Below are 15,213 nucleotides of genomic sequence, written 5' to 3'. Positions count from 1 at the left end.
GTGACATGCGTCTCGGTGCGGTGATCATCACCATGGGCAACCGCCCCGACGACCTCCGCGCCCTGATCGACTCCGTCGCCAAGCAGGACGGCGACCCGATCGACGTCGTGGTCGTGGGCAACGGCGCCCCGACCGGCGATGTGCCCGACGGCGTACGCACCGTCGAGCTGCCCGAGAATCTCGGCATCCCCGGCGGCCGCAACGTCGGCATCGAGGCCTTCGGGCCGGGCGGCTGCGACGTGGACGTCCTGCTCTTCCTGGACGACGACGGGTTGCTGCCCGGCGCCGACACCGCCGAGCTGGTCCGTGAGGCGTTCGCCGCCGACCCGGTCCTCGGCATCGTCAGCTTCCGGATCGCCGACCCCGACACCGGGCTCACCCAGCGCCGCCACGTCCCCCGGCTGCGGGCCTCGGACCCGATGCGCTCGTCGCGGGTGACGACCTTCCTGGGCGGCGCCAACGCCGTCCGTACGCGGGTCATCGCCGAGGTCGGTTCCCTGCCGGGCGACTTCTTCTACGCCCACGAGGAGACCGACCTGGCCTGGCGGGCGCTGGACGCCGGCTGGATGATCGACTACCGCGCCGACATGGTCCTTTTCCACCCCACGATGCCGCCGTCACGGCACGCGGTCTACCACCGCATGGTGGCCCGCAACCGGGTCTGGCTCGCCCGCCGCAACCTGCCCGCGCCGGTCGTCCCCGTCTATCTCGGCGTCTGGATCCTGCTCACCCTGGCCCGGCGCCCCACCGTCCCGGCGCTCAAGGCATGGTTCGGCGGTTTCCGGGAAGGCTGGACGACTCCGTGCGGTCCCCGCCGGCCCATGAAGTGGCGTACGGTGTGGCGGCTGACCCGACTGGGCCGACCGCCTGTCATCTGACAGGCTCGGTTCTGAGAGCATCGGGGATAACAACCGGGTCACGGCCGTTCACGCCTGTGCCCGACCGGCTGCGCATCTTGAACACGAAAGTTTCAACTTGTGAGTGAGACAACCCATGACGGCGCGATCGCGATGAGCGCCCCGCCGTCTCCCGACGACGGTCTGTCCTCGGCCGAACTGGCCGCCAAGTACGGCCTGTCGGTGAGCGGTGCCCGTCCGGGACTGGCCGAGTACGTCCGCAAGCTGTGGGGCCGGCGCCATTTCATCTTCGCCTTCTCGCAGGCGAAGCTGACGGCCCAGTACAGCCAGGCGAAGCTCGGACAGCTCTGGCAGGTGGCGACCCCGCTGCTCAATGCCTTCGTCTACTTCTTGATCTTCGGCCTGATCCTGAACGCCGGCCGGGGGATGGAGATCCGCGTCTACATCCCGTTCCTGGTGACGGGCGTGTTCGTGTTCGCCTTCACCCAGACGTCCGTGATGGCGGGCGTGAAGTCGATCTCGGGCAACCTCGGGCTGGTGCGCGCCCTGCACTTCCCCCGGGCCTCGCTGCCCATCTCCTTCGCGCTCCAGCAGCTCCAGCAGCTGCTGTTCTCGATGATCGTGCTGCTGGCCGTGGTGGTTGCCTTCGGCAGCCTCCCGGGCCTGTCCTGGCTGCTGGTGCTGCCTGTCCTGGTGCTCCAGTTCTTCTTCAACACCGGCCTGGCGCTGATCATGGCGCGGCTGGGAAGCAAGACGCCGGACCTCGCGCAGCTCATGCCGTTCATCATGCGCACCTGGATGTACGCGTCCGGCGTGATGTTCTCGATCCCCCTGATGCTGGCGAACAAGCCGGACTGGCCGAGCTGGATCGTCGACGTCCTCCAGTACAACCCCGCCGCCATCTACATGGACCTCATCCGCTTCGCGCTGATCGACGGTTACGGCTCCGAGAACCTGCCCCAGCATGTGTGGGCGTCGGGTCTCGCCTGGTCGCTGCTCGTCGGCATCGCCGGCTTTGTGTACTTCTGGAAGGCTGAGGAACGGTACGGCCGTGGCTGACCCCATCGAGCAGGGACGTATCCCCACCGTCATCGCCGACGACGTGCACATCGTGTACCGCGTCAACGGCGGCGGTGGCGGCAAGGGCAACGCGACCGCGGCGCTGAGCCGCATACTCAGGCGCGACAAGAGCCAGGAGCGCGGAGTCCGCAAGGTCCACGCCGTGCGAGGTGTCAGCTTCACCGCGTACCGCGGCGAGGCGATCGGCCTCATCGGCACCAACGGCTCCGGCAAGTCGACCCTGCTGCGCGCCATCGCCGGACTGCTGCCCACGGAGCACGGCAAGGTGTTCACCGACGGTCAGCCCTCGCTGCTCGGTGTGAACGCCGCGCTGATGAACGACCTCACCGGCGAGCGCAACGTCATCCTCGGCGGTCTGGCCATGGGAATGTCGCGCGAGCAGGTGCGGGAGCGCTACCAGTCGATCGTCGACTTCTCCGGCATCAACGAGAAGGGCGACTTCATAACCCTGCCGATGCGCACATATTCATCCGGCATGGCCGCCCGGCTCCGCTTCTCCATCGCGGCGGCCAAGGACCATGACGTCCTGATGATCGACGAGGCGCTGGCCACCGGCGACCGCAAGTTCCAGATCCGCTCCGAGGCGCGGATCCGCGAGCTGCGCAAGGAGGCGGGCACGGTCTTCCTGGTCAGTCACAGCAACAAGTCGATCAGGGACACCTGTGACCGGGTGCTGTGGCTGGAGAGGGGCGAGCTCCTGATGGACGGCCCGACGGACGAGGTGCTCAAGGCGTACGAGAGGGAGACCGGCAAGTAGCCGTATCCCCAAGGGGGTTCGAACACCAGGCGCGTACACCGAGGCGGCCTCCACCGGATCGATTCCGGCGGGGACCGCCTCGGTGTACGTGGGGCGATCGAACGTTCGATCGAGAGTGTGACCGCCGGCCCGCCGCTGCCCCCGAAGTGCCCCGACGGAGCGTGCGGCGGCCCCGTCCGCTCCCGCCCGGCCCCGGCAATCGTCAAAGTTGCGTCAAGTCCGGTGCCGCTGAGGAAGGTTGAAGCGGGCCGTGATGTTGTCGTTGTGCGCGAGACGCCCCGGCGCGGGCCTGGGCGTTGTACAACGTAAGCTGTACCGGTGCTGATTCGTGGCAAGAGCGGCGATACGTCCGTGAGCCCCGGCTGACCGGCCGCGGATCCGCCCATATCGGCGGTATCCCAGTCGCCAGGCCGCGCGGCGTGTCCGAAATGGGATGTTTGGGTCGGCAGTGTAGAACGGGAGACGTGACGGCAATGACGGTTGATCTCCAGCTCCGCGAGGGTCGCGCCGTCCCCGCAGCAGGCGGTCCGCGGTGACGGGCGCCTCCCAGAGGCAGACCGAGACCTCCGCGCGGGCCACGCTCGACAAGGCGTCGGGTGAGAACTTCCCCGTCGCCCCCTTCTTCGTGCCTCGCGCCTGGCGCGAGGATCTGATGGCCGTCTACGGCTTCGCCCGCCTCGTCGACGACATCGGCGACGGCGACCTCGCCCCCGGCGGCGCCGACGCCCGCCACCTCGGCCTCGACCCCGCGGCGACGGACGACAGGCTCGCCATGCTGGACGCCTTCGAGACCGACCTGCGCCGGGTGTTCGACCCCGCGGGACCGGCCCCCGGCCACCCGCTGCTCGGACTGCTCACGCCGACCGTACGGCGCCACGACCTCACCCCCGAGCCGTTCCTCCGCCTGATCGAGGCCAACCGCCAGGACCAGTCCGTACGCCGCTACGGCACCTACGACGACCTCCTCGCCTACTGCGAACTCTCGGCCAATCCCGTCGGCCGTCTCGTCCTCGCGATCACCGGCACCGCGACCCCCGAGCGCGTCCGCCGCTCCGACGCCGTCTGCACCGCGCTCCAGATCGTCGAACATCTCCAGGACGTCACCGAGGACCTGGCGAGCGACCGGATCTATCTGCCCGCCGACGACATGAAGCGGTTCCATGTCACCGAGGAGGACCTCGCCGCGCCGACGGCGAACGCGTCCGTCCGGAGCCTGATCGCCTTCGAGGCCGACCGCGCCGGTCAACTCCTCGACGAGGGAGGGCCGTTGGTCCACAGCGTCCGGGGCAGGCTCAGACTTCTGCTGGCCGGATTCGTCGGCGGGGGGCGTGCCGCTCTCTCCTCGGTCGCCGCCGTGGGACACGATGTACTGCCCGGACCGCCCAGAGCGACCACACCACGTCTGCTGCGTGAAGTGGGAGCAGTCCTGCGGAAAACGCACAGAAAGGGGTGAGCCGGATCGTGGAGGGACAGTCCCCCGTGTCGGCGCCGGTACAGGCCGCGTACAGCTACTGCGAGACCGTCACCGGGCAGCAGGCCCGTAATTTCGCCTACGGCATCCGGCTGCTGCCCGCCGACAAACGGCAGGCCATGTCGGCGCTGTACGCGTTCTCGCGGCGCGTCGACGACATCGGCGACGGCACGCTGGAGCCCGGGGCCAAGCAGTCGAGACTTGAGGACACCCGTGACCTCCTCGGCCGGATCAGGAACGGCGGCGTCGAGGAGGACGACACCGACCCCGTCGCCGTCGCGCTCACCGACGCGGCCCGCCGCTTCCCGCTCCCGCTCGGCGGGCTCGACGAACTGATCGACGGCGTCCTGATGGACGTCAAGGGTGAGACGTACGAGACATGGGACGACCTCAAGATCTACTGCCGGTGCGTCGCCGGAGCCATCGGACGGCTCTCGCTCGGGGTGTTCGGCACCGACTCCACCGGGCCCGGCGCGGAGCGTGCGTCCGAGTACGCCGACACCCTCGGTCTGGCGCTCCAGTTGACCAACATCCTGCGTGACGTGCGCGAGGACGCGGGCAACGGGCGCACCTATCTGCCCGCCGACGATCTCGCCAAGTTCGGCTGCTCGGCCGGGTTCGACAGCGCGACGCCGCCCGCCGGTTCCGACTTCGCCGGGCTCGTGCACTTCGAGGCCAGACGGGCCCGCGCGCTGTTCGCCGAGGGCTACCGGCTGCTGCCCATGCTCGACCGGCGCAGCGGCGCCTGCGTCGCCGCCATGGCGGGCATCTACCGCAGGCTGCTCGACCGCATCGAACGCGACCCCGAGGCCGTCCTGCGCGGCCGGGTCTCGCTGCCCGGACGCGAGAAGGCGTACGTCGCGGTACGCGGCCTCTCCGGTTTTGACGCCAGGAACATCTCCCGGCAGGCCGTCAGGAGGCGATCGTGACGGCGCTGTCCGGCACCGGCGACCGTGGTGATCGGGGCGACCGCGGTGATTGGCGATCAACCTCCCCGGGACCTGGCGCGTCCCTGACTGCGACAGTCGCAGGGGAGGGCGCATGACGACATCCGGAAGCACGGCATCGCGCCACGCGGTCGTCGTCGGCGGCGGTATCGCCGGTGTGACCGCCGCGCTTCAGCTCGCAGACGCCGGGGTGCGGGTGACGCTCGTCGAGGGCCGCCCGCGCCTCGGAGGGCTCGCCTTCTCCTTCACCCGCGGCGAGTTGACCGTCGACAACGGCCAGCATGTGTACCTGCGCTGCTGCACGGCGTACCGGTGGTTCCTCGACCGGGTCGACGGCGCCGACCTCGCCCCCGTACAGGACCGGCTCGACGTTCCCGTACTCGACGTGGGACGCGCGGGCCGGCCCCGGGTCGGACGGCTGAGCCGCAACGCCCTGCCCGTACCGCTGCATCTCGCCGGCGGACTCGCCACCTACCCGCACCTCTCGCTCGCCGAGAAGGCCTCCGTAGGACGCGCCGCGCTGGCGCTCAAGGCGCTCGACCCGGCCGACCCCGCCCTCGACGGCGTCGACTTCGCGACCTGGCTCGGCCGCCACGGCCAGTCGGCGCGCGCCGTCGAGGCGTTGTGGAACCTCGTCTGCGTCGCCACCCTCAACGTCCGCGCCGAGCAGGCCTCCATGGGCCTGGCCGCGATGGTCTTCAAGACCGGACTGCTCTCCGAGCGCGGCGCCGCCGACATCGGCTGGGCCCGGGTGCCGCTCGGTGAACTGCACGACACACTCGCCCGCAAGGCCCTCGACGCGGCGGGCGTACGGACCGAACTACGCACCCGCGTCTCGGCAGTGACCCGCACCGGGGACGGCCGCTGGAGCGTCGACGTACCGGGCGAGCGCATCGAGGCGGACACGGTGATCCTCGCCGTACCGCAGAGCGAGACCCACGCGCTGCTGCCGGACGGCGCGCTCGACCAGCCGAGCCGCCTTCTCGACATCGGCACGTCGCCGATCCTCAACGTCCACGTCGTCTACGACCGCAAGGTGCTGCGCCGCCCCTTCTTCGCCGCACTCGGCACCCCCGTCCAGTGGGTCTTCGACCGGACGGACGCCTCGGGGCTGAAGGAGGGGCAGTACGTGGCGCTGTCGCAGTCGGCGGTCGCGGACGAGATCGACCTGCCCGTCGCGGAGCTTCGCGCGCGCTATCTGCCCGAGCTGAAACGTCTTCTGCCGGCCGCGCGGAGCGCCGAGGTGCGGGACTTCTTCGTGACGCGTGAGCGCACGGCGACGTTCGCACCCACGCCCGGTGTCGGGCGGCTGAGACCCGGCGCGCGGACGCGCGCACCCGGCCTCTTTCTGGCGGGGGCGTGGACCGCGACCGGCTGGCCAGCGACTATGGAGGGCGCGGTCCGCAGCGGATTCAGCGCGGCGGGCGCGGCCCTGTCCGAACTCGGCCGCACCCATCGGCATCCCCTCCGGGAGGCCGCGTGAGGCCGGACGCCGCGGTGAAAGGCGCGGCGGGCGGGAGCTCGGTGAGCGACACCGCGACGAGTGACGGCGCGGCAAGGACAAGTACGGCGACGACGCGTACGGGCCCCATCAGGACTGCAAAAAGAGGAGAAACCGTGCCGACTGTGCCCCCGGCTGATCCGGCTGTCGACACCGCGGACGTCTTCGCGCTGCTTGAGCGCGGCCGTGCCCTTTCCACCCCCGTGCTGCGGGCCGCCATCGGCCGGCTCGCCCCGCCGATGGACACCGTCGCCGCTTACCACTTCGGCTGGATCGACGCCGATGGCTGGCCCGCCGACGGTGACGGCGGCAAGGCCGTACGCCCCGCGCTCGCGCTGCTGTCGGCCGAGGCGGCGGGAGCGGCGGCCGAGACCGGTGTCCCCGGCGCCGTCGCCGTGGAACTGGTGCACAACTTCTCGCTGTTGCACGACGACCTGATGGACGGCGACGAGCAGCGCCGCCACCGCGACACCGTCTGGAAGATGCACGGCCCCGCCCAGGCGATCCTCGTCGGTGACGCGCTGTTCGCGCTCGCCAACGAGATCCTGCTGGAGATCGGCACCGCCGAGGCCGGCCGCGCCACCCGCCGTCTCACCGTCGCCACCCGCAAGCTGATCGACGGCCAGGCGCAGGACATCTCCTTCGAGCACCGTGAGCGGGTGACCGTCGAGGAGTGCCTGGAGATGGAGGGCAACAAGACGGGCGCGCTGCTCGCCTGCGCCGTCTCCATCGGCGCCGTCCTCGGCGGTGCCGACGACCGGACGGCCGACCTCCTGGAGTCGTACGGCCATCACCTCGGCCTCGCCTTCCAGGCCGTCGACGACCTGCTCGGCATCTGGGGCGACCCCGGGGCCACCGGCAAGCAGACGTGGAGCGATCTGCGCCAGCGCAAGAAGTCGCTGCCCGTCGTCGCCGCTCTCGCCGCCGGCGGTCCCGCGTCGCGGCGGCTCGGTGAACTGCTGGCCGCCGACGCCAAGAGCACGGACTTCGCGAGCTTCTCGGAAGAGGAGTTCGCGACCAGGGCAGCACTCATCGAGGAGGCGGGCGGCCGGGAGTGGACCTCCCAGGAGGCCCGCAGGCAGCACACCGTCGCCATCGAGGCCCTGAGCGGTATCGACATGCCCGAACGGGTCCGCGCGCAGCTCACCGCGCTCGCGGACTTCGTCGTCGTGCGAAAGAGATGAGCACCATCGCCATGTGTATATCCACGCTCACCGGAGGCTGACGCACCGAAAGCCTCCGTAGTCGCGCCGTCCGCCGGTTCGTATCCGATTCCCCGGACGACGGAGACCCCAGCACAGCAGAGGACCAACTGCACGTAAGGGGAAGCCATGACAGCGACGACCGACGGAAGCACCGGGGCCGTGGGACCCCGCGCTGCCGCGGCGAGCGAACCGTCCGACACCACTCCCGACGCGAACGACATCGGAGACGTCGCACGGCGTGCCACCGCACGATCCGTCGAGCATCTGCTCGGCCAACAGGACGCCCAGGGCTGGTGGAAGGGCGACCTGGAGACCAATGTGACCATGGACGCCGAGGACTTGCTGCTCCGCCAGTTCCTCGGTGTCCAGGACGCGCGTACCACGGAGGCGGCGGGCCGCTTCATCCGCGGCGAACAGCGCGCCGACGGAACCTGGGCCACCTTCTACGGCGGGCCCGGCGAACTCTCCACCACCATCGAGGGATACGTCGCGCTGCGTCTCGCCGGGGACCGGCCCGACGACCCGCACATGGCGCGCGCCGCCGCCTGGATCCGCGAACAGGGCGGTGTCGCCGAGAGCCGGGTCTTCACCCGGATCTGGCTCGCGCTCTTCGGCTGGTGGAAGTGGGACGACCTCCCCGAGGTCCCGCCCGAGGTGATCTTCCTGCCCAAGTGGTTCCCGCTGAACATCTACTCGTTCGGCTGCTGGGCCCGGCAGACCATCGTGCCGCTCACGATCGTCTCGGCCCTGCGCCCCGTCCGCCCCGCGCCCTTCGCGCTGGACGAGCTGCACGCGGACGTGCGGCGCCCGAATCCCGCCAAGCCCCTTGCGTCGGCGGCCAGTTGGGACGGGATCTTCCAGCGCGTCGACAAGGCGCTGCGTCTGTACCACAAGGTCGCACCCCGCGCCGTGCGCCGCACGGCGATGAACGCGGCGGCCCGCTGGATCGTCGAACGCCAGGAAAACGACGGCTGCTGGGGCGGTATCCAGCCGCCGGCCGTCTACTCGATCATCGCCCTGCATCTGCTCGGCTACGACCTGAAGCACCCGGTCATGCGCGCGGGACTCGAATCGCTCGACAAGTTCGCCGTCTGGCGCGAGGACGGCGCGCGCATGATCGAGGCCTGTCAGTCCCCGGTGTGGGACACCTGCCTCGCCACGATCGCGCTGGCCGACGCGGGGGTGAGCCCGGACCACCCCGCGCTGGTCAAGGCGGCCGAGTGGATGCTGGACGAGCAGATCGTGCGCCCCGGCGACTGGTCCGTCCGCAGGCCCGGACTCGCCCCCGGCGGCTGGGCGTTCGAGTTCCACAACGACAACTACCCGGACATCGACGACACCGCCGAGGTCATCCTCGCCCTGCGCCGGGTCTCCCACCCGGACACCGCGCGCATGGACACGGCCGTCGAGCGCGGCGCGCGCTGGACGCTCGGCATGCAGTCGAAGAACGGCGCGTGGGGCGCGTTCGACGCCGACAACGTCAGCCCGTTCCCCAACCGGCTGCCGTTCTGCGACTTCGGCGAGGTCATCGACCCGCCGTCGGCCGATGTCACCGCGCACGTCGTGGAGATGCTGGCGTACGAGGGCAAGGCCCGGCACCCCGACACCCGGCGCGGCATCGAGTGGCTGCTCACCGAACAGGAGGCGGACGGCTCCTGGTTCGGCCGCTGGGGCGTCAACTACGTGTACGGGACGGGGTCCGTCGTACCGGCCCTCGTCGCCGCCGGGCTGCCCGTCGGCCACCCGGCGATCCGCCGCGCGGTCGGCTGGGTGGAATCCGTACAGAACGACGACGGCGGCTGGGGCGAGGACCTGCGCTCCTACCGCGAGGAGAAGTGGATCGGGCACGGGGCGTCGACCGCCTCGCAGACCGCGTGGGCGCTGCTGGCGCTCCTGGCCGCGGGGCGGCGTGAGACGCCCGCCGTCGAGCGCGCCGTGGCGTGGCTCGCGGCGGCCCAGCGGGAGGACGGCTCCTGGGACGAGCCGTACTTCACCGGCACCGGGTTCCCGTGGGACTTCTCCATCAACTACCACCTCTACCGGCAGGTGTTCCCGCTCACGGCCCTCGGCAGGTACGTCAACGGGGAACCGTTCGCGGACCGCGGGCCCGCCCGCGCGGAGCTGCTGGCGGAGGGCCGGACGAGGAACGTCGGGGAGCGACGGACCGACAGCCGGGCGGACAGCCGCAAGGGGGCCTGATGCACTCGCCGCCCGACAGAGCCGGCCAGGCCGACGAAACCCCACCGACCGGCGGCGGGGCCGCCCCCGCCGCCACACCGCTGCTGATCGCCTGTGCCCTCGGCATCGAGCGGATGGCCCTGCGCAGCGGTCTGGCCGGCCGGGGCGGCCGGACACGCGAGAGCGGACCCGTCACCGTCATCCGCACGGGCATGGGCCCCAAGAACGCCGAGCGTGCGACGGCGCGCGCGCTCGGAACCGACCGGAACAGGGACGCGGCCGTCATCGCGTCCGGCTTCTGTGCCGGCCTGGTCCCCGGGATGAACCCGGGGGACCTGATCGTCGCCGACGAGACCCGGGACTCCCACGACCTGACGCGCTGTACGGGAACAGGTCTGCTCGTGGAGGCGCTGTCCCTGGCGCTGCCCGGACGCACGGTCCACACCGGCCCGCTGGCCGGATCCGACCATGTGGTGCGCGGCCCCGAGAGGGCCGGGCTGCGTGCCACGGGAGCCGTCGCCGTGGACATGGAGTCCGCCGCGACACTCCGCACCGCTCTGAGCACCGGGCCCCGCCCGGTTGCGGCCGTACGGGTGGTCGTGGACGCTCCAGAGCATGAGCTAGTCCGAATTGGCACGGTTAGCGGTGGAATATCAGCTTTCCGTGTCCTTCGTGCCGTCATTCCGGCTTTTCTTGAATGGCACCGTTCTTTGCTGCTCCCCAGGAGGTGAGCTAGATGGCCATGCCGCTCCGTCAGACCATCAGGGTCGGGACGTACCTCGTCGAACAGAAGCTACGCAGGCGTGAGAAGTTTCCTCTCATCGTCGAGCTGGAACCCCTCTTCGCCTGCAATCTCGCATGTGAGGGCTGTGGCAAGATCCAGCACCCGGCCGGGGTCCTGAAGCAGCGTATGCCCGTGGCGCAAGCGGTGGGCGCGGTGCTCGAATCCGGGGCGCCGATGGTCTCCATCGCCGGCGGCGAGCCGCTGATGCACCCGCAGATCGACGAGATCGTCCGGCAGCTCGTCGCGAAGAAGAAGTACGTCTTCCTCTGCACCAACGCGATGCTGATGCGCAAGAAACTGGAGAAGTTCACCCCGTCGCCGTACTTCGCGTTCGCCGTGCACATCGACGGCCTGCGCGAGCGGCACGACGAGTCCGTCGCCAAGGAAGGGGTCTTCGACGAGGCCGTGGAGGCGATGAAGGAAGCCAAGAAGCGCGGCTTCCGGGTCACCACCAACTCCACCTTCTTCAACACCGACACCCCGCAGACCATCATCGAGGTCCTCAACTACCTCAACGACGACCTGAAGGTCGACGAGATGATGATCTCGCCCGCCTATGCCTACGAGAAGGCACCCGACCAGGAGCACTTCCTGGGCGTGGAGCAGACGCGGGAGCTGTTCAAAAAGGCGTTCTCCGGCGGCAACAGGGGGCGCTGGCGCCTGAACCACTCACCGCTCTTCCTGGACTTCCTGGAGGGCAAGGCCGACTTCCCCTGCACGGCCTGGGCGATCCCCAACTACTCGCTCTTCGGCTGGCAGCGCCCCTGCTATCTGATGAGCGACGGATACGTCCCGACGTACCGGGAACTGATCGAGGAGACCGACTGGGACAAGTACGGCCGGGGCAAGGACCCGCGCTGCGCCAACTGCATGGCGCACTGCGGCTACGAGCCGACTGCCGTGCTCGCCACCATGGGCTCCCTCAAGGAGTCGCTGCGAGCCGTGCGGGAGACGGTCGCCGGGAGCAGCTGAGACCGGTGGCCCGTGACGTCATGGCCACCGGAAGGACAGCGGCGCACTCCGCCGCTGTCCTTCCGGCGCCGTGACCGGCAGTCACAGAGAGCTGACGGATCCGCGAGAGGATCCAGAGGGGGCCGAGCATGTCGATACTGGAGAACATCCGGGGGCCGCGCGACCTGAAGGCGCTCGACCGGGCCGAACTCGACGAACTGGCCGCGGACATCAGGGAGTTCCTGATCCAGGCGGTGGCCAGGACCGGTGGCCATCTGGGGCCCAACCTCGGAGTGGTGGAGCTGACCGTCGCCCTGCACCGCGTCTTCGACTCACCCGCCGACCGCATCCTGTGGGACACCGGACACCAGAGCTATGTGCACAAACTGCTCACCGGCCGGCAGGACTTCTCCAAGCTGCGGACCAAGGGCGGTCTCTCCGGCTACCCCTCCCGCGAGGAATCCGACCACGACGTCATCGAGAACTCCCACGCCTCCACCGTGCTCGGCTGGGCCGACGGGCTCGCCAAGGCCCGCCAGGTGCTCGGCGGCCGTGACCATGTCGTGGCGGTCGTCGGGGACGGCGCGCTCACCGGCGGCATGGCCTGGGAGGCGCTCAACAACATCGCGGCGGCGAAGGACCGCCCCCTGATCATCGTGGTGAACGACAACGAGCGCTCGTACGGCCCCACCATCGGCGGCCTCGCCAGGCACCTCGCCATCCTGCGTACCACCGACGGCTACGAGCAGGTGCTCGCGTGGGGCAAGGAAGTCCTGCGGGGGACCCCCGTGGTGGGCCGGCCGCTGTACGGGTCGCTGCACGGCGCGAAGAAGGGCTTCAAGGACGCTGTCGCTCCGCAGGGCATGTTCGAGGACCTCGGGCTCAAGTACGTGGGACCCATCGACGGACACGACGTCGGAGCCGTCGAGTCGGCGCTGCGCCGCGCGAGCCGCTTCACCGGCCCCGTACTGGTGCACTGCCTGACCGAGAAGGGCCGCGGCTACCAGCCCGCCGTGGACGACGAGGCCGACCACTTCCACACCGTCGGTGTGATGGACCCGCTGACCTGCGAGCCGCTGGCGCCCGCCGGCAAGCCCTCCTGGACGTCGGTCTTCGGCGACGAGATCACCGCCATCGGCGAGGAGCGCCCCGACGTCGTCGCCGTCACGGCCGCGATGCTGCATCCGGTCGGGCTGACGGGATTCGCCGCGCGCTTCCCCGACCGCGTCTGGGACGTCGGTATCGCCGAGCAGCACGCGGCGGTCTCCGCCGCCGGGCTCGCCACCGGCGGACTGCACCCCGTCGTCGCCGTCTACGCCACCTTCCTCAACCGCGCCTTCGACCAACTGCTCATGGACGTCGCGCTGCACGGGTGCGGAGCCACGTTCGTACTCGACCGGGCCGGTGTCACCGGCACGGACGGGCCCTCCCACAACGGCATGTGGGACATGTCGCTGCTCCAGTGCGTGCCGGGGCTGCGGATCGCGGCCCCCCGCGACGCGGACCAGCTGAGGTCGCTGCTGCGGGAGGCCGTGGCCGTGGACGACGCGCCGACCGTCGTGCGCTTTCCCAAAGAGGCGGTGGGCGAGTCGATCCCCGCCGTCGGCCGTACGGGCAGGCTCGATGTCCTGCACGTGCCGCAGGCCGGTGAGACCGATGTGCTGCTGGTGTCCGTAGGGGCGCTCGCCGGGGTCTGCCTCGGTACGGCGGAGCTGCTGGCCGCGCGCGGCATCGGCTGCACCGTGGTCGACCCCCGGTGGGTCAAGCCCGTCGACGCGGAGCTGGCCCCGCTGGCCGCGCGGCACCGGATCGTGGCCGTCGTGGAGGACAACTGCCGCAGCGGCGGCGTCGGCTGGGCCGTGGGACAGGCTCTGCGCGACGCCGACGTGGACGTACCGCTGCGTACCTTCGGCATCCCTGAACAGTTCCTCGCCCACGCCAAGCGCGGTGAGGTGCTCGCCGACATCGGACTCACACCCGTCGAGATCGCGGGACAGATCAGCGCCGCACTGGCGCGCCGGGAGAAGCGCGAGGAGAACACCCGATGACCGAGTCGACAGGGCCGGCGGAGAAGCCGGGCAAGGCCTTCGATCTCGCGAAGCTGCTGGCCGAACGCGGCGGCGAACGCTACGAGTTGCACACCGCCCATCTGAACCACCAACTCCCGCGCATGTTGCGGACCATCGGCTTCGACAAGGTCTACGAGCGCGCCGAGGGCGCCTACTTCTGGGACGCCGATGGCAACGACTACCTCGACATGCTCGCCGGCTTCGGGGTGATGGGGCTCGGCCGGCACCACCCCGTCGTACGCAAGGCCCTCCACGACGTCCTCGACGCCTCGCTCGCCGACCTCACCCGCTTCGACTGCCAGCCGCTGCCGGGCCTGCTCGCCGAGAAACTGCTCAAGCACAGCCCCCACCTGGACCGGGTCTTCTTCGGCAACAGCGGTACGGAAGCTGTCGAGACGGCGCTGAAGTTCGCCAGGTACGCCACCGGGAAGCCGAGGATCCTCTACTGCTCCCACGCCTTCCACGGGCTGACCCTCGGCTCGCTCTCGGTCAACGGCGAGGACGGTTTCCGCGCCGGGTTCGCGCCGCTGCTCCCCGACACGGCGATCGAGATCGGTGATCTCGACGCGCTGGAGCGGGAGTTGAAGCGCGGCGACGTCGCGGGCTTCGTCGTCGAACCGATCCAGGGCAAGGGCGTGCGGTCGACGCCGCCCGGCTTCCTGCGGGCCGCGCAGGAGCTGTTGCGCCGGCACAAGGCGCTGCTCATCGCGGACGAGGTGCAGACGGGGCTCGGCAGGACCGGCGACTTCTACGCGTACCAGCACGAGGAAGGCGTCGAGCCGGACCTGGTGTGTGTCGCGAAGGCGCTCTCCGGCGGATACGTGCCGGTCGGCGCGACCCTCGGCAAGGACTGGATCTTCCAGAAGGTCTACTCCTCGATGGACAGGGTGCTGGTCCACTCGGCCAGCTTCGGATCCAACGCGCAGGCGATGGCGGCGGGCCTGGCCGTTCTGTCGGTGATCGAGGACGAGCGGATCGTCGCCAACGCCAGGACGACCGGCGATCTGCTGCGCTCGCGGCTGGCCGCGCTGGTCGACCGGTACGAGCTGCTGAGCGAGGTGCGCGGCCGGGGGCTGATGATCGGTATCGAGTTCGGCCGGCCGACGTCGATCGGGCTGCGCAGCCGCTGGACGATGCTCCAGGCGGCACGGAAGGGGCTCTTCGCGCAGATGGTCGTGGTGCCGCTCCTGCGGAAGCACCGCATTCTCACCCAGGTCTCAGGGGACCATCTGGAAGTGATCAAGCTGATCCCGCCGCTGACCATCGGGGAGCGGGAGGTCGACCGCTTCGTGACGGCCTTCACGGCCGTGATGGACGACGCGCACGGGGGCGGCGGGCTGATGTGGGACTTCGGCAGGACGCTGGTGAAGCAGGCGATCGCCAACCGGTGACGCCCTTGTCCCGTTGGGTCCC

12 protein-coding genes are annotated in these 15,213 nt (G+C 70.3%); all 12 read left to right on the top strand.

The window, feature by feature from the left end:
• Positions 1-5 precede the first annotated feature (5 nt).
• Positions 6-878, top strand: coding sequence for a glycosyltransferase family 2 protein (locus tag OIE74_RS05505; RefSeq protein WP_329378986.1), 873 nt, complete (start codon positions 6-8; stop codon positions 876-878).
• Between the two features lie 99 nt (positions 879-977).
• The gene (locus tag OIE74_RS05500) at positions 978-1,916 is read left to right on the top strand and encodes an ABC transporter permease (RefSeq protein WP_329378985.1); all 939 of its coding nucleotides are present in this window, start codon (positions 978-980) and stop codon (positions 1,914-1,916) included.
• Entirely contained in the window at positions 1,909-2,694 is a 786-nt protein-coding gene (locus OIE74_RS05495) for an ABC transporter ATP-binding protein (RefSeq protein ID WP_329378983.1), read from the top strand. The genes OIE74_RS05500 and OIE74_RS05495 overlap by 8 nt, the downstream gene beginning before the upstream one ends.
• 532 nt (positions 2,695-3,226) lie before the next feature.
• Positions 3,227-4,147 (top strand): squalene synthase HpnC, encoded by a 921-nt coding sequence (gene hpnC, locus OIE74_RS05490; RefSeq protein WP_329378981.1) that lies wholly within the window; start codon positions 3,227-3,229, stop codon positions 4,145-4,147.
• Positions 4,144-5,094 (top strand): presqualene diphosphate synthase HpnD, encoded by a 951-nt coding sequence (gene hpnD, locus OIE74_RS05485; RefSeq protein WP_329378979.1) that lies wholly within the window; start codon positions 4,144-4,146, stop codon positions 5,092-5,094. The genes hpnC and hpnD overlap by 4 nt, the downstream gene beginning before the upstream one ends.
• Positions 5,095-5,206: 112 nt before the next feature.
• Positions 5,207-6,595: a hydroxysqualene dehydroxylase HpnE gene (gene hpnE, locus OIE74_RS05480; RefSeq protein WP_329378977.1), complete on the top strand. Its 1,389-nt coding sequence runs from the start codon at positions 5,207-5,209 to the stop codon at positions 6,593-6,595.
• 134 nt (positions 6,596-6,729) lie between these two features.
• A complete protein-coding gene (locus OIE74_RS05475; RefSeq protein ID WP_329378975.1) occupies positions 6,730-7,797 on the top strand; it encodes a polyprenyl synthetase family protein in 1,068 nt (355 codons plus the stop codon).
• A 147-nt stretch (positions 7,798-7,944) separates the two neighbouring features.
• Positions 7,945-10,017, top strand: coding sequence for a squalene--hopene cyclase (gene shc, locus OIE74_RS05470; protein WP_329378972.1), 2,073 nt, complete (start codon positions 7,945-7,947; stop codon positions 10,015-10,017).
• A complete protein-coding gene (locus OIE74_RS05465; protein WP_443076033.1) occupies positions 10,017-10,727 on the top strand; it encodes a phosphorylase family protein in 711 nt (236 codons plus the stop codon). The genes shc and OIE74_RS05465 overlap by 1 nt, the downstream gene beginning before the upstream one ends.
• 5 nt (positions 10,728-10,732) lie before the next feature.
• Positions 10,733-11,752, top strand: a complete 1,020-nt coding sequence (gene hpnH / locus OIE74_RS05460) for an adenosyl-hopene transferase HpnH (protein ID WP_329378969.1) — start codon at positions 10,733-10,735, stop codon at positions 11,750-11,752.
• A gap of 128 nt (positions 11,753-11,880) precedes the next feature.
• Positions 11,881-13,779 (top strand): 1-deoxy-D-xylulose-5-phosphate synthase, encoded by a 1,899-nt coding sequence (gene dxs, locus OIE74_RS05455; RefSeq protein ID WP_329378967.1) that lies wholly within the window; start codon positions 11,881-11,883, stop codon positions 13,777-13,779.
• Positions 13,776-15,191: an aspartate aminotransferase family protein gene (locus OIE74_RS05450; RefSeq protein WP_329378965.1), complete on the top strand. Its 1,416-nt coding sequence runs from the start codon at positions 13,776-13,778 to the stop codon at positions 15,189-15,191. Before dxs ends, OIE74_RS05450 begins: the two co-directional genes overlap by 4 nt.
• Positions 15,192-15,213: the final 22 nt, after the last annotated feature.

Origin of the sequence: Streptomyces sp. NBC_01716, from assembly GCF_036248275.1 — a bacterium.
GTDB lineage: Bacteria > Actinomycetota > Actinomycetes > Streptomycetales > Streptomycetaceae > Streptomyces.
The sequence above is the reverse complement of the archived record's forward strand: the minus strand, read 5'-3'. Positions and strand labels throughout refer to the sequence as shown.